Source organism: Aureimonas glaciei, assembly GCF_014643375.1.
GTDB lineage: Bacteria > Pseudomonadota > Alphaproteobacteria > Rhizobiales > Rhizobiaceae > Plantimonas > Plantimonas glaciei.
The window spans coordinates 65,912-86,283 of record NZ_BMJJ01000014.1; the positions used below are offsets into that span (position 1 = coordinate 65,912).

Sequence of the window (20,372 nt, forward strand, 5' to 3'; positions counted from 1 at the left end):
TTCCTGCCGAATCTCATGCCAGCAGCTTTCGCACAGTCCGCGGCAACCGATGCGGTCGTGACGTCTGCTCCCGCGATGTCCCCAGAGGAGATCGAGCAGCTACGTGCTGCCGCCGACGAAATCTTCGATGCCATTCCCTCCGCCGTTCCCAAGGTGAAGGACAACGCCGTCACCCGCGAGAAGACGGAGCTCGGCCAGATGCTCTGGTTCGACACCCGCCTGTCGGCAAGCGGCATCCTGAACTGCAACTCCTGCCACAACCTCGCGGGCGGCGGCACGGACAACCTGGAGACCTCGATCGGTCACGGATGGCAGAAGGGACCACGCAACTCTCCCACCGTGTTCAACTCGATCTTCAACGTCGCCCAGTTCTGGGACGGACGAGCCGACGACCTCCGTTCGCAGGCGAAGGGCCCTATTCAGGCAGCGGTCGAAATGGCCGCGACACCGGACCACGTGGTCAACGTCCTGAACAGCATCCCGACCTACCAGGAGCACTTCCGGACCGCCTTCCCCGGTGAAGCCGACCCGGTGACGTTCGACAATGTCGCGAAGGCCATCGAGGCGTTCGAGGCCACCCTCATCACGCCCGGCGCCCGGTTCGACCAGTTCCTCGAGGGCAATCTCGCGGTGCTCGACGACAAGGAGAAGCACGGCCTGAAGCTCTTCATGGATACCGGGTGCTCGGCTTGCCACAGCGGCGTCAACCTCGGCGGCCAGGAATACTACCCGTTCGGCGTCGTCGAGCGCCCAGGCAGCGACATCCTTCCGCTCGAGGATAAGGGCCGCTTCGCTGTCACGAAGACGGCCAGCGACGAGTACGTGTTCCGAGCAGTCCCGCTGCGAAACGTCGCGTTGACGGCCCCATACTTCCACAGCGGCAAGGTGTGGAGCCTCGAGCAGGCCGTGGCCGTCATGGGCGTCGCCCAGCTCGGCCAGGAACTGACGCCGGACGAGACGAGCGCGATCGCGGCATTCCTCGGCACCCTGACGGGCGAGCCTCCCCGCGTCGAACTGCCGATCCTGCCGCCGAGCACCTCGACCACCCCTCGTCCCGAGCCACTGGTGAAGAACTCCCTGAGCAAGGGCGACGCCGTCGAGACCCAGAGCGGCGTCCGCTGACAGCAAGATGGCGGAGGGGGCGTCAGGCCGCCTCCTCCGCCATTCGCGCAAGCGGCATTTGCAATCTCGGAGATCGCTTACCCCTGGCCGCCGTTCACTGCGAGATCAATAAAACGGTGAATGATCGGACACGACCTCCGATGCGATCGTGGATGGAGCGCTGCGACCGTCTCGGGATCCCGCGACGTCGATCACGCATGGTAGAATAAGCATTCGAGCTTGGCGGTGACCACTCATCGCCAAGCCGTTTTTCCGAGCCTTCGATCAACCGGTCCACATCCTCCACTTCGCGCACATCGACTGCTGGGCGCAGCCGTTTTGACTGGACAGGAGGCATAGCCGATAGACCATGGGCATCGGCCCGTCAGTGCGACTCATCACTGGCACCTGGACTTTAAATCACCCCCAACGCCCTCATGGCCTCTGCGACCCGCACGAATCCGGCGATGTTCGCGCCAAGGACATAGTTCCCGGGCGCACCGTATTCGTCCGCCGTCCGAGCACATGTGTCGTGGATGTCGCGCATGATGTCGGCAAGCCGTTCCTCGGTGCGCTCGAACGACCAGCTGTCACGGGACGCGTTCTGCTGCATCTCCAGAGCCGAAGTGGCAACGCCGCCGGCATTCGCGGCCTTGCCCGGGGCGAACAGCACGTTCGCAGCCTGGAATACCTGCACAGCCTCGGGCGTACACGGCATGTTGGCGCCTTCGCTCACCGCCATCACGCCGTTCTTGACGAGAGTCCGCGCATCCTTGCCGTCGAGTTCGTTCTGCGTTGCCGACGGGATCGCGACTTCGCACGGAACGTCCCAGATCGAACCGTTCTCGATGTAGTGGGCGCCGGTCCCCTTGAGACGGGAATACTCGGAGATCCGCTCGCGACGTACTTCCTTGATCATCTTGACGAGTTCGAGATCAACGCCGTTCTCATCGACGATGTAGCCGCTCGAGTCCGAGCAGGCGACGACGATGCCGCCGTAGGCGATAATTTTCTCCATTGCATAAAGGGCGACATTTCCAGAACCGGAAACGACCACACGCTTGCCTTCCAGATCGGCCCCCCTCGTGGCAAGCATCCGCTCCACGAAATAAACGGTTCCGTACCCAGTTGCTTCCTTGCGTGCGCGGGAGCCGCCATAGACGAGACCCTTGCCGGTCAGAACGCCCGCCTCGTAGCGGTTTGTCAGTCGCTTGTACTGGCCAAACATATATCCGATTTCGCGACCTCCGACTCCGATGTCGCCAGCCGGAACATCGATGTACTCGCCGATGTGGCGATGGAGTTCGGTCATGAAGGACTGGCAGAAGCGCATGACCTCCCCATCGGACCGACCACGCGGATTGAAGTCCGCGCCACCCTTGCCACCGCCGATCGGCAGCCCGGTCAAAGCGTTTTTAAAGGTCTGCTCGAATCCCAAGAACTTGATGATCCCCAGGTTGACCGAGGGATGGAACCGGATCCCGCCTTTGTAGGGACCGAGAGCAGAGTTGAACTGAACCCGGAAGCCCCTGTTTATCTGCACCTGTCCACTGTCATCCACCCAGGGGACGCGGAAGATGATCTGTCGCTCCGGCTCGCAGATTCGCTCGATCAACGCCTGGTCGGTATAGGCGGGGTGCTTGGCGACGACGCGGCCGAGGCTCTCGAACACCTCCCGAACGGCTTGGTGGAATTCGGCCTCCCCCGCGTTACGGTGGAGCACTTCAGCGAGAATGGGTTCGAGTTTTTCGTCGACCTGGGTCAATTTAGCGGCACTCGCATAACATGGATGGATGACTGGCGATCGAGCGCTGGATCTTCGGCATTGTGGCTAGATCCGACAGGTAGCATACGAGCAGTCCCGCCGACCATCCGCACGGAAGTGAAGCGATGAGCTCGGAACGTACTTCAAGGCTCCCTGCTGGCCTGCCCCCGTTAGGTGGTCCGGTTCAAATCTAATGAATTATGGCCTTGGCGGCCACGTTTGAGGTGGCCGGCGCAGCAGCTTGGGTTGGCGTAGCAGTGGCGCAGGCTGGCATCTCCCGCGAGATGGTGCGCGACCTCATAGTCACCGCCGTCGAGCGCCGCTTCGGTAAGATCAAGGTGCCGCATGCCGCCGAATAGCTGTCGGACAATGGCAGCGCCTACATTGCCAAGGACACGGCCGACACCAGCTGGACCTCGGCCTGACGCTGCTCTTCACGCCCGTCAGCAGCTCGGAGTCGAACGGCATGTCGGAGGCCTGCGTCAAAGCGCTGAAACGGGATTACACCAGCATCACCGTCCTGCCCGGCGCCGCAAACATTTCCACCTTGCTCGCCGACTGGATCGAGGACTATCGCGAGGTTCACTCGCAACCAGAATTGAAGTTTCGCTCGCCAGGCGAATTCATCAGGCTCGGTGCTAAAATCCAGCCGCCGCCTGTCCGGCAAAATGGGGGCCACTCCAGCCATTCCTGTGGCACAGCACCCAAAAAACCGCGCCTCCTGGGCGTTGAGGGAACGCTTTTCTCCAGCTAGGATGAAAGCGATCCTCTTCCAGGCCGAGACACATGAACAAATACGTTGACCGACGCGGTTCCCGCCGCCGCGACTTTGACGACGACAACGCAGCATCTACAGGTCGCTCCGAAGAACCTAGCTACTTCCAGCGAGCACTTGCATCGTCGTCGCCGCCAGTTGAAGCCGAGGTCCTGTGGTTCAATGGCGATAAGGGCTTTGGCTTCGTGAAGGCCACAGACGGATCCGAAGCTTTCCTTCACATCCGAGCGCTGGAAGCAGCGGGCAGAAGCAGCATTGCTGAAGGCGCACGGCTGAAGGTCAGGATCGAGCAGGGCCAGAAAGGCAAGCAGGTGGCAGAGGTGCTGGAAATCGGCGCCGAGGCCGCTCCTGGATCTGTCACGAAGTCTCCCGCCCGCCCCCCGGCACGGAATTCAGCCCCTGACGGCGCAGAGAAGGAAGGCCTCGGCTCGGTGAAGTGGTACAACTCGGAGAAGGGCTTTGGCTTCATCGGCCTTGATAGTGGTGAGAAGGACGTGTTCGTCCATGTCAGCATTCTGACCCGTTCACGCGTCGCCACGCTGACGGAAGGCCAGAGGGTGTTAATCATCTATGTGCAAGGCCAAAAAGGCCCTGAGGCGCGCTCGATCTTACCCATCCTTTGAGGGCATGAAAGAAGGTCCTGAATCCCAATGCGGTGCGCCTGGCTCGGTCCCGCGTCGGAGCCGCATCACCGACATGTTCGGCATCACGCCCTGATTCTGCGATGCTTATGGCTTCTTACAAAGCGGGTGTCGAGAACGCCAATGCCCGCCTGCGACGATGACTGCCTCGAGTGCTCGATCGCGACAGCATGAATCAGGGCGGACCTGCTCCCGCAGCGGAGCACTGGACTCTCGAGGGGCTCAACGGCAAGGGACGCTTTCCTTTATCGACGGCAGTTTCGGAGGACGATGTAGATGCCTCGATAAGGTATATTTCTCCTCACGACATGTCCCGCCTGAAGGAAGGGTGCGACCGCGAAGCCTTCCGTGTGCCCAGGGCTGTGGACGCCGCGCAAAATCCGAGGGTAGCATTCACCACTGGCAACCACTCGATGCGATATAAAGAATAGTGCATTCACCACGGCCTAAGACATGCCGTCCGCCGTCTCCCTCCTCGCCTGGCCCGCGGCAGCATTGGTTCGGTCAGCGCCTATTCGGGCGCATCGAAGTTTTAGGTGACGTCTGGCAATCCGTGCAAGAAAGGCACGCCGTCTAGCAGCAGACACCGGGCTCGCGTCCTGCTGATCAGGCTACCCCCCGCAGCGGAAGCTCAGGCTTGCCCCTCATCGCGATTCGGTGGCGTTCTTCGTCTAGTCTCGGCAGGAACCAGGTCAGCAATCCCGCAATGGGAAGAAATGAGCAGAAGCCGTAGACGGCCTCGATGCCGTAGCTGTCGGCCATGCCGCCAAGGATCGCAGCCGCGATGCCGCCCAGGCCGAAATTCAGCCCGTAGAATAGCCCGCCAACGAGCCCGATTCGGTTTGGCAGCAATTCCATGGCATAGATGAGAATCGAGGCAAAGGCGCTCGCCATGATGAGATTGATCGAGACGGTTAGAATACCGGTCCACAGCAGATCGGCATAGGGCAGGAGGAGCGTCAACGGCAGCGGCCCGATTACCGAGATCCAGATGACCCGGTAGCGGCCGATCCGGTCTCCGACGATCCCTCCGATGAGGGCGCCAGCCGCCGATGCCAGGAGGAAGATGAACAGCATCATCTGCGCGCTTGGGATGGAGAGGCCAAACCGTTCGATGAGGTAGAAGGTGTAGAAGGAGCGAAAGCTCTCGCCATAGGCGTTCTTTGAAAACATGAGAAGTGTCAGGACGCCCAGCCCTATTGCGATCGTTGCAGTTCCGTGGCGGGGCAGGTCGGAGGCTTGCGCGGACGCGGACGTCCGCAGCTCCATAAAATGGCGGCTGATGGTGCCCTGTTGTCCGCCGATCCAAGTTAGAAGCAGCATGGCCGCCATCGCGGCGGCCGTGAACCACGCCAGGCTCGGCTGCCCCATCGGCACGATGACGAACGCTGCGGAGACCGGGCCGAGGGCACCGCCTGCCTGGCCGCCGACCTGGAAGATCCCCTGCGCCAGCCCCTGCCGGCCTCCCGCAGCATAGCGGGCCATCCGCGTCGCCTCCGGATGGAAGATCGAGGACCCAACCCCTATCAGGGCCACGGCGCACAGGATGAGCTCATAGCTCGAAGCATAGGCGAGACCGGCGAGGCCGGACAGGGTGAACACCATGCCCATGACGGGCGAATAGGGAGCGGGACGGCGATCGGTGTAGAATCCCACCAGCGGCTGGAGGAGCGAGCCTGCGATCTGGAAAGTGAGTGTGATCAGGCCGATCTGCTGGAAGTCCAGCCGGTAACTTTCCCGGATGATCGGGTAGATCGCCGGAATCAGCGACTGGATCAGGTCGTTCAGGAGATGGGAAATACCGAGGACGACGAGGACCGCCATGTAGGTCCGGGGTTTCAGCGGGACGGACACGGGGGCGATCATGCGGATGCTCGTTTTAATAGGCCGGCAAAGATTGCCGCGACTTCCTAAGGCGTGGATGCGACGTGACACCTCAGGCCACAGCACTTGCTGCGCTTCAGGCAGCCGGAAAGAATGTGGGATCGCGAATGGCGAGGGTACCATGATCCAGCGGCCTGATCGCAACTTGCGGAGCCACATCGAACTCGACGGGCGCGCCGAGGCCCGTGGCCGCCAGAACGCGCCGCCCGTCGGGCCGGTCGAGGACACGAAGGATCTGCGCCGGTATGCCGCCCTCGGCCGGGGCCCATTCCAGTGATCGGGCCCGCAGATACATGACGGCCGGTCCATCCGGCATCCCCGGCGCGGCGATATCGACCGAACCGACCCTTGCATGGCCATTCCAGACCGTTGCGTCGAAGCGCATCGTGTCGCCGAGGAAATTCATGACAAAGCCCGAAACGGGGTGACGGCAGACTTCCTCGGGCGTCCCCTCCTGCACGACCTTGCCGCCGTTGAGGATGACAACCCGGTCGGCAAGGTCGAGTGCCTCTTCCTGGTCGTGGGTAACGAACAGCGTGGTGATGCCGAGTTCGTCATGAATCTCGCGCAGCCAGCGTCGGAGATCGCGTCGGACATTGGCGTCCAGCGCGCCGAACGGCTCGTCGAGAAGCAGCACCTTCGGATCGACTGCCAGGGCGCGGGCCAGGGCGACACGCTGCCGTTGCCCACCAGAGATCTGTGCCGGAAAGCGATCGCCAAGCCCCTCGAGGCGGACCAGCCGCAGCAAGTCGTCGACCCGCGTAGCAATGGCGGCACGGGGCCGTTTAACTTTCGAGACCTGCATGCCGAAGGCGATGTTCCTGCCGACGGTCATGTGCGGAAACAGGGCATAATGCTGGAAGACGAAGCCAACGCCGCGGTCGCGTACGGAAATATCCGTGGCGTCGGTGTCCCCGAAGAGAATGCGGCCGGCATCGGGGATTTCCAGTCCGGCGACCATGCGCAGGATCGTCGTCTTGCCCGAGCCGGATGGCCCCAGCAGCGCCAGCAACTCGCCGCTCTCGATCTCCAGCGAGACGTCGCGCACGGCGCGAAACGTCTGGAAGGTCTTGACCACGTTTTCGAGGCGTATCTTCATTGCGGAGCCTCCAAGGGGGGGACGGTGGGTGCGGGTGAGGGAATCCGCCCCGCTCCCTTCTGCTCGAGCGCCACCTTAGCGACAAGCGTGACGACGGCCAGCACGGCGAGAACCGAGGCGGCCGCGAAGGCGCCCGTCGTGTTGTAGTCGTTGTACAGCAACTCGATATGCAGCGGCAGCGTATTAGTCTGGCCGCGAACATTGCCGGAGACGATCGACACCGCGCCGAACTCGCCCATGACGCGGGCATTGCACAGGATTACCCCATAGAGCAGCGCCCATTTGACGTTGGGCAGCGTCACCGACAGGAACGTGCGCCAGCCGGATGCGCCGAGCGATGTCGCGGCCTCTTCGAGATCCCGTCCCTGAGCCTGCATCAGCGGGATGAGTTCGCGGGCAACAAAGGGCGCGGTGACGAACATCGAGGCGAGCACGATGCCCGGCAGGGCGAAAAGGACCGGGATGTTGGCAGACTGCAGCGCCTGGCCGAACAGGCCCTGAAGCCCGTAGACGAAGAGATAGGCAACACCCGCGACGACGGGCGAGATCGAGAAGGGGATCTCGATGATTACCAGCAGCAGGCGCCGTCCGGGGAATTCGAACTTTGTGATCGACCAGGCGGCGGCGATGCCGAAGGCGGTGTTGACTGGCACGGCGATCAGCGCTGCAAGGACGGTCAGCCCGATCGCATGAACGGTGTCGGGGTGCGCCAGGGTGCGGGCGAAGGCGTCGAAGCCCATCGAGAAGGCGCGGACGCCGATCACCGCCAGCGGCGCGATGACCAGAACGGCACCGAGTAACAGGACGATCGCGATCAGGATGCAGCGAAAGACCGGGTGGTCGCCGACCCTCGGTGGGCGCATTGGGCGGGAGATCACCATGCCGTCAGCCCTTCTGCGTATAGCGCAGGCCATAGGCCTGCAGAATGTTGGTGACTGCCAGCATGACGAAGGCAGTGATCAACAGGACCGAGGCGATGGCCGCCGCCGCCTGGTAGTCGTATTCCTCCAGCCGAATATAGGTGAGGAGCGCGGTGATCTCGGTCTGGTTGGGCAGATTGCCGGCGATGAAGATGATCGCCCCGAATTCGCCCAGGCTGCGGGCGAAGGACAGCGACACGCCGGCCAGGAGCGCCGGCCCGAGCAATGGCAAGATCACCCTGAAGAAGATCGAGAGATCGCTGGCCCCGAGCGACTGCGCCCCTTCCTCCAACGCGGGGTCCAGGTCCTCCAGCACCGGCTGGACGGTTCGCACGATGAAGGGCAAGCTGGTGAAGGCCATGGCGACCATGATTCCAAGCGGCGTGTAGGCCACCTGGATGCCGATACCCGCCAGCGCGCTGCCGAACCAGCCATTCGCCGCGAACAGCGAGGTCAGCGCTATTCCGGCAACGGCGGTGGGAAGGGCAAAGGGCAGGTCGACGATCGCATCGACCAGCCGCCGACCCGGAAACCGGTAGCGCACCAGCACCCAGGCGAGCGCGAAGCCGAAGAACAGGTTGAACAGGGTGGCGCCCAGTGCCGACAGCCCGGTGACCCGGTAGCTGGCGATGGCGCGGGGCGACGACACGATCTCCCAGTAGGCGACCGGGCCGAGACTAGCCGCCTTGTAGACCAGCGCGCAGATCGGGAGGAGTATGATCAGGCCTACGTAAGACAGGGTCAGCCCGAGCGACAGCGGAAGGCCTGGCAGCACACGTCGTCGCAATGCAGGATCCTCGCGTGGTGGGAAAGTCAGGTACCGGGTCTAGGATACTGGGCGACAGAAAGCGAGACACCGCGGAACAGGTTTGCCAGCGGCGCATCAGCGGCCGTGGGGAAGACAGTTCGCGCCGCTTGTCGACGCGTCCTGACGGGGCGTTATCCGTGGCAAGCCGGAGCCGGCAGGGTCAGCGGTTGCCGTAGATCTGGTCGACCATAGCACCGGCGGCAAAATGGTCCGCACTGGCCTTCTTCCAGCCGCCGAAGATGTCCTCTACCGTCACCAGCCGCACCTTCGGGAACTGATCCGCGAATTCGGCAGCGACGCTCTCGTCTATTACCCGGTTACCATGGTCGGCACTGATCTTCTGCCCCTCCGGTGTGTAGAGGAAGTCGAGATAGGCCTTTGCGACGCTGCGCGATCCGCGCTCATCGACCACCTTGTCGATGATCGCCACCGGAAATTCAGCCAGAAGACTCATCGACGGAATGACAATGTTGAACTTGTCCTCGCCGAACTCCTTGGCGATGCCCTTCGTCTCCGATTCGAAAGTGACGAGGACGTCGCCGATCTGGCGCTCGACGAAAGTGGTCGTGGCGGCCCGGCCGCCGGTGTCGAAGACGGGCACATTGTCGAAGAGCTTGGCGACGAACGCCTTCACCTTCGTCTCATCGCCCTTGAAGGCTTCGCGTGCATAGGCCGTCGCGGCCAGATAGGTATAGCGCGCATTACCGGAGGTCTTCGGGTTGGGAAAAACGACCTTCACGTCCTCACGCACCAGATCCGACCAGTCCTTGATGGCCTTGGGGTTGCCTTCCCGCACGAGGAAAGCGGGAAACGAAAAGAAGGGCGATGCAGCATTGGGAAACTCCGTCTGCCAATCGCCGGAGACGAACCCGCCATCGACAAGGGCGGAAACGTCGGTCACCTGGTTGAAGGTCACGACATCCGCCTGCAGGCCCTCCATGATCGCACGTGCCTGCTTCGACGACCCCGCATGCGACTGGTCGATGCTGACGGCTTGCCCGGTCTCGGCTGTATACCGCAGCACGAACGCCCTATCGATGTCGGCGAAAAGCTCACGTGCCACGTCGTAGGAGGCGTTCAGCAGCTTGTCCGGAGTCTGTGCCGCTGCAGGCAAAGAGAGCATGGCGATAGCGGCGCCGACGAGGAGGAGGCGTTTCACGGGAATTCCTTCAGAGAGGTGACGTATTGCAAGCTACCGACAGGCACCATCGGCACCCAGGCATGAATGCCCCTTTTCCCTGCATTCTTTGAAAAACCAATGCTAAACTTGGCGCCTTATCAGCAATGACTTGGAATTCCGCGCCACAAGGCGTGAAAGGCGAGAGCACATGCAGACCAGTGTCGGATCAAAACGAGGCTGCGTCTCCGAGAGAGGCACGACACAGGAAAGAAACGATCGGGCCCTTTCCTGTGCCGAGGGCATTTCAGGTTCGGTGATCTTGCCGGTCCAGGAACCAAAAGTTCCGGTCGCGGCCTGGTTTTGCTCCGCCCTGGCGGCAACGCGCCGTGACCCGGCGGATGCGCGGTCGCCATTCATCATCAAGAGATCGACATGGTGAGTCAGCCGATCGAGCACGTCACCACCATGGTCAACGCATCGCTCTCACGCAAATCGAAAGATGCATGTTGCTCATCAATCATCCGCTTTACCAGCGGGCCAAAATCATATAGTCAGATATGTATGTTCTCTACATTCGGGAACTGACCGAAAGGTCGCGGCGCAGTGCGCTCCCAACGGCTGCGCCGCTCTTCTTTCCAAATAAGTCTGCGCATTCCGACGAGTGCCCGCCAACATGGAAGTGGCTCGGTATATCTGCACAGCGGGTTGAGTGGGTTGTCTTCCTGAAGACGGCCAGGACCGTCGTGACCAGGAGAGGATGACCAAGAGACCCAGGCGCAATCACAGCCGGGCCGCCCGGGTCACCGCCCGTGACAGGATCAACGAGCCCGAAGATGCAATCGTCGTCGCGGCGCGGGAAACCCGAGCCAGCGGCGCCACAGCAACGACAGGCAGTTCATCCTTACCCGCCGCCCTTTTTTTGACCCAATCGGCTTGTCGTGCTCGTCGAGCAGCGGAACACCAAATGAAAGGAGGATTTCGTTCAGCTCGTCCTGGTTTTCGCGGATCATCTCATTCAGCGTCCGCTTCCACTCCTGGTCGGAGACGCGGACGCCCATCGTGATGCGGGTTCTGTTGCACAGGAGGTTGCTGACCGAAAACGCTATCATGGTTAATTTCCTCTAAACCATCTCCACCGGTATCGATTGTTCGCCCTTCGTTCGTGTGGTAGTCGATTCTTCAATGAAATCTCTAACCCGCACTTTCCATGAACGAATTGATTCTCACCCCGCCATGGCGGAGATGGGGATCCTGTGGGCCGCCGCGCAGCACTTCCTCTACAGTCAGTTCCTGTCTGGTTGCGAATGGGCAGGTGATATTGCGATCAAGCACTACGCCGACTACGGCCTTTCGGCCAAACAGTGGGAACACTGCTGGCGCGATCTCATGGGTAGGGTCGCGTCGCAGCGCGAGTGCGATAAGCTCAACACTGAGAACCTGCAGAAGCGTGTGACCAGCAAGCGCAAGGCGATTCTTGCCTCGGAAAAACGCCTCGTGAAGGCCGACAAGTTCATGTTGGCGCAGGAGGAGCTTCAGGCGAAGACGGATCTCGCGATCGCAGCGGGCAAGAAGCCGCCGAAGAAGCAGTTCGACTCGGTCATGTACGAGAGGTCGGCGAGGATCTTCGCCAACACTCCTTTCTACCTGCACAAACACAAGCGCAAGCTGGATGCGCTTGTGTTTGTGCTCGAAGCCTCGAGGCTTCCTCGCACCTTGTGCTTCGGCGGCAGGAAGCTGCTGAACGAGCAGCACCATCTCGAGGAGAATGGTCACAAGGATCATGCGGAATGGAAGGAAAAATGGATCGATGCACGAAACGGCCAGTTTTTCATTGAAGGCGACGCTGCCTATGCATCCGGGAATCAGTTCGTTCGACTGACCCAAGGCGAAGACGGTACGTTCAATGTCGAAATTCGTCTCCCGGAAAGGCTTCAGCACCTCGCCGAGACGCATGGGAAGTCGGGCGGGACGATCCAACACGCCATCCATTTTCAGGGATTGAAGTTCGAGCACGGTGCCGACGAGATTCGTCGTGCCTTGCACTGGAAGCTGCCGATCTCCTGGCGCCTGATGCGCGATGGCGATTCATGGCGGATCTTCGCCATGATCACCCGGGAATATGCCGAGCAGGAGAAGTTCGGCGGATACCGATACAGTAGCGGCGCTGTGGGCGTCGATGTGAACGTCGGCCATGTCTCAGTCACGCATGTCGATCGCCATGGCAATCCTGTCGAGACGTGGAACATCCCGCTCAACTGCTACGGCAAGACCCAGGCTCAGCGTGAAGACGCCGTCCGCAAGGCAGCCTTCGCCGTCGTGATGATCGCCGTCAGGCTGGATCTTCCGATCGTCTCCGAGTTGCTGGACTTCAAGGACAAGAAAGCGCAGCTCAGGGATAGCCATGGGCCGAGATACGCCCGTGTGCTTTCCTCCTTTGCCTATTCGGCGTTCGACGCGGCGCTTTCCAGCGCCTGCGTCCGCCATTCCATCCATCTGCGCCGGGTGAATCCGGCTTATACGTCGGTGATCGGCGACATCAGCTACGCGAGGCGTTATGGATATTCCGTGCACGCTGCCGCCGGCTGTGTCATCGCTCGACGTGCCATGCGTTTTTCGGAGCGGCTTCCGTCCCAGGTGCGTCTGTACCGACCAAGGCATGCCGACCAGGTCACCCTGGACCATCACGAGTGGAATGGTCCAACCCCTCGCAAGGGGTCGACGCAAGTCGGGCATGTGTGGTCGGCGTGGAGGATCGTCGCGAGGAAGAGAAGGGCGGTCCTTGCAGGACCTTCCGGGCCGTTGCCGAAAGGCGTACGACCCTTCGATAGCACCTTGGGGAGTCCAACCCCCTCGGCAAAGGCGCGGAGAGGTGGAGGGTAACCTCCGTCCGGTGTGGAGGTGGGATTCCTCCTAAGCGTCCGACTGGCCGTAAGGCCAGGAAGGCGTCCCAGCAGGTCCCGCGGTTTGGACCTGCGAACCAGGTAGCAGGCTACCCAGCAACCTTGTGTGCAACATAACCGTGATGCGAAAGGCCATGGACGGACCCTTCGTCTCCTTCACGAGCGGCGTCACGACATAGTCCTTCTTGGACTCGCGGGCGTAGTAGCCGGCCTGCGGCCCCCAGAGGATCGCTGCGTCGATTTCGCCCTTGCCAAGATCGTCGATCATCTTCTGCGCCGAATCGTCGTAGCGCGTGTCAACCATCAGCTGATAGCCCGCGCTTTGCCGATCAGCCCGGCGCGGGCCATGTATGTCCCGGGCGGTGTGCCGGCAACGACGCCAGTCACCTTGTCCTTGAGAAGCGGATCCTCGATCGTGGTGACGCCGGCAAGGGGACCGTCCTTCGGCACGACCAGCGAATAGGCCGTGCGGTAGTACCCATTGGTGTTCTGGACGAGGTCGTCGCCTTGCGGATAACTCATGATGATGTCGCAGGCACTGGCGCCGAGCGTCATCCGCACGAAGCCGGTAGCCTGCGGAAAGAAGCTATAGCTGACCGATTTTCGCCCGAGCTTTGCCGCGACGAAATCGGCGAGGGCATTCTCGAAGCCCGCGCCCTTGTCGTTGGAGAAGGGCAGGTTGCTGGGATCGGCGCAGACGCGCACAACATTGGGATCGACCAGCTCGATCGAACCGCCGAATTCGCGGTCCTGCGCGTGCGCGGTGCCGGCAAATGAAAGAACGGCAGCGACAAGACGGAGGCTGATGCGAAACCCGTTCATCGCCTTAGAACCCCAGGCAGGAATTTTCTGCCGCCTGCGCTTCCTTATTGATACCCGGCTTCTTCGGCTCGCCCCTCGGAATGGCGCCGTCGGTCCGACCGCGCAGGTAGACGTATATACTGTCGAGGAAGCACATCACGTTCACGTCCTCGCCCCAGGCGGGCATGATCGAATTGACGGGGTGCCACTTGTTCTGCTGACCGTTCACCACGATCCCGGTGAAGTCGTAATAGTTGAGATGCTGCAGCTGCTCGGTGAGATTGGGCGCGAAGGACGAACCCAGACCATCCGGGCCGTGGCACTGGAAGCAGTTGGCTGAATACTTCTTGTAGCCGCGCCAGGTGTAGTAGTCGAACGTGCCGTCGTCGTTCTTGTGGTAAATTGGATTGCCGTCGGCATCGACGAATTTGCCGACTTCGCCAGGCGTTGCTTCAGTGCCGTTCGCCTTGGAATCGGCCGACATCGCGCCGACTGCGGCAGGTGCTGCGGCATCGGCCTTTGCAGGGGCGACAGCCGGCGCGGCGCCCGCTGCGGGAACCGCCGGTGCTGCCGCGGGAGCTGCTGTCGCAGGCGTGGCGGCGGGTGCAGCGGTTGGTACGGTCGCCTCGCTACCTGTCGGCACGATCTGCGCGGGGTTCTGCGCCAAAGCGAGAGACGTCGCCGCCACCAGGGCGGTACCTGCAACACCGAAGAGAATGCGGGTCATCGAAACCTCATGAATAACCGGAGCCTTATCGACCAGCCCGATCGATGCTGAAAATTACGAGAAGCACAACATCTACAACGTGCCGTTATGTGACGGGTGCGCAAATTTAAAGACTAATCCGCCGATCCTACTATACACACGGCGATGTGCGAACATTAGCCACCGACGCTGGCAAAGCTGCAGGCCAGCGGCGGTCACAGGCCTCGGTTCAGCAGCTCTAGAAAACCAAAACCCGGCGATCAGCCACGGCCGCTCGTCGGGTTCGGTGGCAAGTGACCTCGCCGCCGGAGCGGCGAGGTCGAGAGTTGATCGCGACTATTTCGACGCGGTCTGGTTTGGAACGGTAAAGACCGTCAACTGACCGCCAAGGGCGGTGTACTTCGACAGAGCGGCATAGCCACCGACCGCGCCGAGACCGGCATTGGGGTCGGTCAGGCCGGCCGCAAGGCCGATGCCGGCCCAGCCGCCGATGCCCGAGAGAATGGCGATATACTGCTGACCCTTATTCTCATAGGTCATGACGTTGCCGACGATGCCGGACGGGGTCTTGAACTTGTAGAGTTCCTCGCCCGTCGTCGCATCGACCGCCTTCAGGTAGCCTTCGAGCGTGCCGTAGAACACGATGTCGCCAGCCGTGGCGAGTGCACCAGACCACACCGAGAACTGCTCTGGCAGCGACCAGACGATCTCGCCCTTGCCGGCGTCCCAGGCGATGAAGTTGCCCATGCCGCCATGGCTGTTCGGAGCCGGATACATCGACAGCGTCGCGCCGACATAGGGCTGACCGGCGGTGTAGGCGACGCGGAACGGCTCGTAGTCCATGCAGACGTGGTTGGTCGGCACGTAGAACAGCTTGGTCTTCGGCGAGAAGGCCGCGGGCTGCTGATCCTTGGTGCCGAGCGCCGCCGGGCAGATGCCCGTCGAGTTCACGTCTTCGCCGTTCTGCTCGGTCGAGTACTGCGCGACCACCTGTGGACGGCCGTACTGGTCGGAGGCCGGGTCCATGACGACTTCCGTCGCCCAGTTCACGGCCGGATCGTACTTCTTGGCAACTAGCAGCTCGCCGGTGGCGCGGTCGAGGGTGTAGGCGAAGCCGTTCCGGTCGAAGTGGGTCAGAACCTTTCGGAGCTGGCCGCCGACATCGATTTCCGTGAGGATGTTCTCGTTGACGCCGTCGTAGTCCCACTCGTCGTGCGGGGTCATCTGGTAGAGCCACTTCGCCATGCCCGTATCTACGTCACGAGCCGTAATCGTCATGGTCCACCGGTTGTCACCCGGACGCTGCGAGGGGTTCCAGGTCGAGGGATTCGCAGTTCCGTAGTAGACGAGGTTCAGTTCCGGATCATAGGAAATCCAGCCCCAGAACGTGCCGCCACCGATTTTCCACTGATCGCCTTCCCAAGTCTTCAGCGAGGAGTCGGGGCCGATCGGCTTGCCGAGATGCGTCGTCTTCTCTGGATCGAGCAGCATTTCGTTGTCTGGCCCGGTCGCAAATGCACGCCAGGCCTGCGTGCCATCCTTGAGGTTGTAGCCGGTCATCGTGCCGCGCACGCCGAACTCACCACCTGAGTTGCCGACGAAGACCTTGTCCTTGATGACCTGCGGAGCCATCGTTCCCGTCTCACCTTTGGACGGATCGCCATTCTTCACCGACCAGACCTGCTCGCCAGTTTCGGCGTTCAGCGCTACCAGCGTGGTGTCGGCTTGGTGCAGGATGATCAGGGCCGGACGATCGCCTTCGGCCGGAGCATAGGCGACGCCGCGGTTGACGGTGTCACAGCACATTACGGGAATGACGTTCGGATCCTGGGTCGGCTCATACTTCCACTTGATCGACCCATTGTCCGTCAGGTCGAGCGCGTAGACGATGTTCGGGAAAGGCGTGTGGACATACATCGTGTCCCCGATCACCAGCGGAGCGCCCTCGTGACCGCGCAGCACGCCGGTCGAGAAGGTCCAGGCCGGGACGAGATCTTTGACATTGCTCTTGTTGATCGCATCCAGCGTCGAGTAGCGGGTGTTGGCATAGTCGCCCGTGGGCATGACCCAGTCGGCAGCGTTCTTCTGCATTGTCGCCAGAGCTTCGTTCGCCGTGGCGACCCCTGCCCCGAGGCCGATCATCAGGCTTGTCGCCAGTGCCGCCTTCGTCATCATCTTAAGCATCAGTTTCCTCCCAAGGAACTAAACCCAACGGCTCCCGCGAACGGAGTGTTCGCGAGCGACCGCCTCGATCACAATGGGGAAGGTTTCCGGCAGCGTGTCACGACCGCCAATAGGGGTCTAGGTGGGCACCGTTGAAACCGCCCTACCGTGGCCTGCGAAAGTTCGCCAGTACTCCCGATACTGGCGGCCTTGAAGCCGGAAACCATGAGGTGGATGCTAGATCAGCGATCCTTATAATGCAAGCCTACGCAGCCACGCGATTGCGAAACGTGTTTTTGTGCAGAATCAGATTCTAGCAATCACTGCTCAGCGACTACCATGCGCGCCCTATACAATTTCCCCATCGAATTCGAATTCATGGCTGATCTTTTGTTGCTGCGTTCTATTCGTTATTTCCAGTTGTCGACGGGAGCCGGCATCTCGCCCTTCTCGAGGCCGCGCACGACATGATCGAGCGCTCCGAGGGCTCGTGGCTTCTACAGGCCGAAGAGGTCATGGCGGATCCTGTCGATTATCGAGAGCGTAATGTCCAGCAAGTTCGTCACTCCGCGGCTCCCGCTCCAGGCCTGGCCAACAGCGTCCTAGAAGGCGAGCGGACCCTGGGTGACTTTATCGCCGGCGCCTTGGAGGATGGTGCCGATCCTCTTCTGACCGTGACTGCTTGCGGCCTGGCCACAAGTCGGACACCGGTGGTCCGCATGAACTTCTTCGTAGTCGAGGTGCTTGTCAGCGTCAGCGTGCGAGGCTCTCCCCCATCTCGTTCGTCGTCAGATCCTGCATGTCGACGATCGCGATGAGTTGCGCGAAATTCGAGCTCGTCGGGCTATGTTGGCGCCTTCGCTCACCGCCACCACACCGTTTTTCACGAGTTTCCGCGCATCCCTGCCATCAAGTTCGTTCAGCGTAGCGGACGGAATCGCGACTTCGCATGGGAAGCACTCCCATGGTGAGTCTTACCGACCTGATTTCGACGTAGACCGGCGGCTCGCGAGATACGCCGGTCAGAGGCTGGTCAACCCAGCGGAAGAAGCGGCCACCCTCTCCTCAAGCTCGGCCCTTCAGGGCTGGGTAGTTGACGGATATGGGCCGATACGCTGCACTCGCTGTATGGGATACGTAAATTCAGGCATTACTGGGCGCGATCAGTCGCCTCACTCGCCCACGCTAAAAGGGCCGTGACGCGATCGCACCATTCAGGTCAAGAAGCCAGGACGTTCCGAAACTGCCAGGGATCCGACGCATCGATGCTTTCGGGAAAAAATCCGGGACGACCTTCGAGCGGTGTCCAGTCGGTGTAGACGCCCGACACCTCGCCCAAGTAGGGCGCTTGAATCTCCAAGCAGCGGCGAAAATCGAGCTCCTCGACCTCGACGATGCCAGCTGAAGGATTTTCGAGCGCCCAAACCATGCCGGCAAGGATGGCGGAGGTTACCTGCAGTCCCGTAGCATTGTGGTGCGGGGCAAGCGATCGCGCTTGGTCGATCGAAAGGGTAGAGCCATACCAATAGGCATTTTTGCCGTGGCCGTAGAGAAGAACCCCCAGCTGGTCGACGCCATCGGCAATCTCGTGCTCCTCGAGGATATGGAAGGTTTGCTGCGGGTCGCCGGCCTTCCCGAACATTTCATGGAGCGACAATACGGCATCGTCACAAGGATGGTAGGCGTAATGGCAGGTGGGCCGATAGGCTGCAGTACCGTCTTCGCCGCGCACCGTGAAGTAGTCGGAGAGGGTTATCGCCTCGTTGTGGGTGACAAGGAAAGCCTGCTGCGGGCCCCCGATCGGGGTCCATGAATAGACGCGTGTAGCGGCGCCTGGCTGAAGCAGGTAGATCGCAGCCTTGGAGCCTTCTCGATGTTTCCGGCCGTTATCCGGCATCCAGGTCTCATGTGTTCCCCAGCCTAGCTCGGCGGGCTGTAGGCCCTCCGCCACGAAGCCCTCGACAGACCAGGTGTTGACGAAGGTTCCGATCGGCTTGGGGGAAAGCGAGCGCTGAGTGTCCCGCTCGGCGATGTGGATTCCCTTCACGCCGACGCGTCGCATTAGCGCAGCCCACTCTTCCCGGCGTCTCGGTATGTCCCCCTCGATCCCGAGGTCGCCCGCCAGGTTCATGAGGGCCTGCTTGACTAGCCAAGACACCAGCCCGGGATTGGCGCCACAACAGGATACAGCCGTCGGACCGCCAGGATTTCTGGCACGTGCGTCCAGGATAATCTCGCGCAGTGCGTAGTTGGTGCGAGCCTCCGGGCCTGCGTCCTCGTCGAGGTAGAAGCCGGACCACGGTTCGGCTACGGTATCGATGTACAGCGCACCGACTTCTCGGCAAAGCTCCATGACAGCCCGCGAGGAGACGTCGACCGAAACGTTGACGCAGAAGCCCGTTCCTTCGCCGTTTGTCAGCAGTGGCGTAAGCAAATCGCGATAGCCGCCCCGCGTAACGGCTGCGTGGATGAATCTGATGCCTTTCGCGTCCAGCAAGGCTCGGTCGGCGTCGTTTGGGTCAACGACTACGAAACGTGTCCTGTCGAACTCGAAATGACGCTCCAGCAGATGCAGCATCCCCCTGCCGATCGAACCGAAGCCGATCATCACCAGCGGGCCTGAGATTCTGCCGTGTTGTGGCCATGTGGTCTTGCTCATGTAATCATCCAGTCTTGCTGACCAACGTACCGACAGCGGAACTGCGTCCAGGCCCGCGGCACATGGTTAATTCGATGTAGCGTCTCGGCAGCCTCGGCTGCCCCTAAGGTCGATCGTCCGCCGTCAAACGGCTGGAGATCCACCGCTGCCGTGGGATGGAGTGCCAATGGTGCCGACGATCGGGGAACGGAAAGGTGCGTTCTGCGAGACCAGTTGTAGACCTGTTTTCGGCAGTGACACGTCTTGCCCAGCGCCAGTGCTTCTCGCCGCGCCATCTCCGGCTAGTAAAGGGTCCCTTCCAGAAGAACCGTGTTCCCCAGGGCATGCCCGGATTAGCTGAACGCCCGTCCTTCGCGAAGGCTGAGGAGGGTCGGGCCCCTCAAGTCCGTAATCGGAAGGAAGCATCCATTCGATGGCGATTTATGTGAATCGGAAATCACCCGGGTGTCGGGGTTTCCTTCATCGACGTTGGAAAGGAGCCGGCTGCCCAACGTCGCGACATCCGCCGGGACATCTTCGTCTGAAACGGCATGCGCCGAGACCAGCTTCCGCCGCAGGATCGACCACGTGGAGTCCGGTCGCCCGGGATGCAGGTCCTTGGTGGTTTTCAATATCGCCAGAGTTCTGGTCGGTAGGATGCAGGCATCGTGGGACATCGTAGTTCTCCATCGCTCCAGGTCGGAGCGTTTCTGTTGAGACGACAGTGGAGACGCCCCTGGCCGCCGTTCGGCAGCACAGGGGCAGCTATCCTGCGATGAGACACCCTCCGAAGATCGAGAGGCGACACAGAGAGCGCGCCGCCATCATTGCGCCCGTGTTTCAACCGCCGCCTTCGTGGCCGCCAATTTCGTGACCGGACTCGCCGCCATTACGACAGGGAGCCAAAAAATTGGCTCATCGTATTCACCCGGGCTAAATGCATGCCCGTGAGCAAGCTCAACCGAAGCTGAGCCGAGTGGATGCCAGACGGATCCCATCTCAGGGCATGCTCGCAGCGCATCAAGGCGCATCCGAGGGTCGGCGGCTCCCA

The 20,372-nt window shown here is 61.5% G+C and carries 17 protein-coding genes and 1 pseudogene; 5 read left to right on the plus strand and 13 right to left on the minus strand.

Annotated elements, in window-relative coordinates; all coding sequences use genetic code 11:
* The first annotated feature begins 75 nt into the window (after window positions 1-75).
* Complete coding sequence (locus IEX88_RS22675) at window positions 76-1,122, plus strand: cytochrome-c peroxidase (RefSeq protein WP_244640450.1); 1,047 nt, start codon at window positions 76-78, stop codon at window positions 1,120-1,122.
* 394 nt (window positions 1,123-1,516) lie between these two features.
* On the opposite strand, the gene gdhA is transcribed toward IEX88_RS22675, so the two are convergent.
* The gene (gene gdhA, locus IEX88_RS22680; RefSeq protein WP_188854767.1) at window positions 1,517-2,866 is read right to left on the minus strand and encodes an NADP-specific glutamate dehydrogenase; all 1,350 of its coding nucleotides are present in this window, start codon (window positions 2,864-2,866) and stop codon (window positions 1,517-1,519) included.
* Between the two features lie 206 nt (window positions 2,867-3,072).
* On the opposite strand from gdhA, the gene IEX88_RS22685 reads away from it, so the two are divergent.
* The 3 genes from IEX88_RS22685 (at window position 3,073) to IEX88_RS27095 (ending at window position 4,264) form a co-directional block, all read left to right on the plus strand.
* Window positions 3,073-3,225 carry a hypothetical protein gene (locus tag IEX88_RS22685; RefSeq protein WP_188854768.1) on the plus strand — a complete coding sequence of 51 codons (153 nt, stop codon included), beginning with the start codon at window positions 3,073-3,075 and terminating at the stop codon, window positions 3,223-3,225.
* 107 nt (window positions 3,226-3,332) lie between these two features.
* A complete protein-coding gene (locus IEX88_RS22690; protein WP_188854769.1) occupies window positions 3,333-3,620 on the plus strand; it encodes a hypothetical protein in 288 nt (95 codons plus the stop codon).
* A 32-nt stretch (window positions 3,621-3,652) separates the two neighbouring features.
* Window positions 3,653-4,264: a cold-shock protein gene (locus IEX88_RS27095; protein ID WP_188854770.1), complete on the plus strand. Its 612-nt coding sequence runs from the start codon at window positions 3,653-3,655 to the stop codon at window positions 4,262-4,264.
* 624 nt (window positions 4,265-4,888) lie between these two features.
* Here the strand turns inward: IEX88_RS27095 and IEX88_RS22700 are convergent.
* The 6 genes from IEX88_RS22700 to IEX88_RS26925 form a co-directional block, all read right to left on the minus strand.
* The gene (locus tag IEX88_RS22700) at window positions 4,889-6,106 is read right to left on the minus strand and encodes an MFS transporter (protein WP_244640445.1); all 1,218 of its coding nucleotides are present in this window, start codon (window positions 6,104-6,106) and stop codon (window positions 4,889-4,891) included.
* Window positions 6,107-6,242: 136 nt separating this feature from the next.
* Window positions 6,243-7,265 carry a sulfate/molybdate ABC transporter ATP-binding protein gene (locus tag IEX88_RS22705; protein ID WP_188854771.1) on the minus strand — a complete coding sequence of 341 codons (1,023 nt, stop codon included), beginning with the start codon at window positions 7,263-7,265 and terminating at the stop codon, window positions 6,243-6,245.
* A complete protein-coding gene (gene cysW, locus IEX88_RS22710; protein ID WP_188854772.1) occupies window positions 7,262-8,146 on the minus strand; it encodes a sulfate ABC transporter permease subunit CysW in 885 nt (294 codons plus the stop codon). Before cysW ends, IEX88_RS22705 begins: the two co-directional genes overlap by 4 nt.
* Window positions 8,147-8,150: 4 nt before the next feature.
* Window positions 8,151-8,972 carry a sulfate ABC transporter permease subunit CysT gene (gene cysT / locus IEX88_RS22715; protein ID WP_188854773.1) on the minus strand — a complete coding sequence of 274 codons (822 nt, stop codon included), beginning with the start codon at window positions 8,970-8,972 and terminating at the stop codon, window positions 8,151-8,153.
* Window positions 8,973-9,153: 181 nt separating this feature from the next.
* Window positions 9,154-10,152 carry a sulfate ABC transporter substrate-binding protein gene (locus tag IEX88_RS22720; RefSeq protein ID WP_188854774.1) on the minus strand — a complete coding sequence of 333 codons (999 nt, stop codon included), beginning with the start codon at window positions 10,150-10,152 and terminating at the stop codon, window positions 9,154-9,156.
* 779 nt (window positions 10,153-10,931) lie between these two features.
* A complete protein-coding gene (locus IEX88_RS26925; RefSeq protein ID WP_373289654.1) occupies window positions 10,932-11,222 on the minus strand; it encodes a hypothetical protein in 291 nt (96 codons plus the stop codon).
* A gap of 73 nt (window positions 11,223-11,295) precedes the next feature.
* Between IEX88_RS26925 and IEX88_RS22730 the strand changes: the two genes are divergently transcribed.
* Window positions 11,296-12,993 carry a hypothetical protein gene (locus IEX88_RS22730; protein ID WP_188854775.1) on the plus strand — a complete coding sequence of 566 codons (1,698 nt, stop codon included), beginning with the start codon at window positions 11,296-11,298 and terminating at the stop codon, window positions 12,991-12,993.
* Between the two features lie 135 nt (window positions 12,994-13,128).
* On the opposite strand, the pseudogene IEX88_RS22740 reads toward IEX88_RS22730, so the two are convergent.
* From IEX88_RS22740 to IEX88_RS22765, 6 genes and pseudogenes are all read right to left on the minus strand, one after another.
* Window positions 13,129-13,835, minus strand: a pseudogene (locus IEX88_RS22740) (quinoprotein dehydrogenase-associated putative ABC transporter substrate-binding protein); the annotation flags it as partial.
* 4 nt (window positions 13,836-13,839) lie between these two features.
* Window positions 13,840-14,541: a c-type cytochrome gene (locus IEX88_RS22745; protein ID WP_244640446.1), complete on the minus strand. Its 702-nt coding sequence runs from the start codon at window positions 14,539-14,541 to the stop codon at window positions 13,840-13,842.
* A 315-nt stretch (window positions 14,542-14,856) separates the two neighbouring features.
* A complete protein-coding gene (locus IEX88_RS22750) occupies window positions 14,857-16,704 on the minus strand; it encodes a methanol/ethanol family PQQ-dependent dehydrogenase (RefSeq protein ID WP_188854778.1) in 1,848 nt (615 codons plus the stop codon).
* Between the two features lie 767 nt (window positions 16,705-17,471).
* Window positions 17,472-17,621 carry a hypothetical protein gene (locus IEX88_RS27345; RefSeq protein WP_188854844.1) on the minus strand — a complete coding sequence of 50 codons (150 nt, stop codon included), beginning with the start codon at window positions 17,619-17,621 and terminating at the stop codon, window positions 17,472-17,474.
* 281 nt (window positions 17,622-17,902) lie between these two features.
* Complete coding sequence (locus tag IEX88_RS22760) at window positions 17,903-19,342, minus strand: homospermidine synthase (protein ID WP_188854779.1); 1,440 nt, start codon at window positions 19,340-19,342, stop codon at window positions 17,903-17,905.
* A gap of 332 nt (window positions 19,343-19,674) precedes the next feature.
* A complete protein-coding gene (locus tag IEX88_RS22765) occupies window positions 19,675-19,998 on the minus strand; it encodes a hypothetical protein (RefSeq protein WP_188854780.1) in 324 nt (107 codons plus the stop codon).
* Window positions 19,999-20,372: the final 374 nt, after the last annotated feature.

What these genes read in the sequence shown, in the direction of transcription:
- IEX88_RS22675 (WP_244640450.1), top strand. Translation starts at nt 76, where the DNA reads ATGTCCCCAGAGGAGATCGAGCAGCTACGTGCTGCCGCCGACGAAATC.
- IEX88_RS22690 (WP_188854769.1), top strand. Translation starts at nt 3,333, where the DNA reads ATGTCGGAGGCCTGCGTCAAAGCGCTGAAACGGGATTACACCAGCATC.
- IEX88_RS27095 (WP_188854770.1), top strand. Translation starts at nt 3,653, where the DNA reads ATGAACAAATACGTTGACCGACGCGGTTCCCGCCGCCGCGACTTTGAC.
- IEX88_RS22700 (WP_244640445.1), bottom strand. Translation starts at nt 6,106, where the DNA reads ATGGCGGTCCTCGTCGTCCTCGGTATTTCCCATCTCCTGAACGACCTG.
- IEX88_RS22705 (WP_188854771.1), bottom strand. Translation starts at nt 7,265, where the DNA reads ATGAAGATACGCCTCGAAAACGTGGTCAAGACCTTCCAGACGTTTCGC.
- cysW (WP_188854772.1), bottom strand. Translation starts at nt 8,146, where the DNA reads ATGGTGATCTCCCGCCCAATGCGCCCACCGAGGGTCGGCGACCACCCG.
- IEX88_RS26925 (WP_373289654.1), bottom strand. Translation starts at nt 11,222, where the DNA reads ATGATAGCGTTTTCGGTCAGCAACCTCCTGTGCAACAGAACCCGCATC.
- IEX88_RS22730 (WP_188854775.1), top strand. Translation starts at nt 11,296, where the DNA reads ATGAAATCTCTAACCCGCACTTTCCATGAACGAATTGATTCTCACCCC.
- IEX88_RS22745 (WP_244640446.1), bottom strand. Translation starts at nt 14,541, where the DNA reads ATGACCCGCATTCTCTTCGGTGTTGCAGGTACCGCCCTGGTGGCGGCG.
- IEX88_RS22750 (WP_188854778.1), bottom strand. Translation starts at nt 16,704, where the DNA reads ATGCTTAAGATGATGACGAAGGCGGCACTGGCGACAAGCCTGATGATC.
- IEX88_RS22760 (WP_188854779.1), bottom strand. Translation starts at nt 19,342, where the DNA reads ATGAGCAAGACCACATGGCCACAACACGGCAGAATCTCAGGCCCGCTG.
- IEX88_RS22765 (WP_188854780.1), bottom strand. Translation starts at nt 19,998, where the DNA reads ATGTCCCACGATGCCTGCATCCTACCGACCAGAACTCTGGCGATATTG.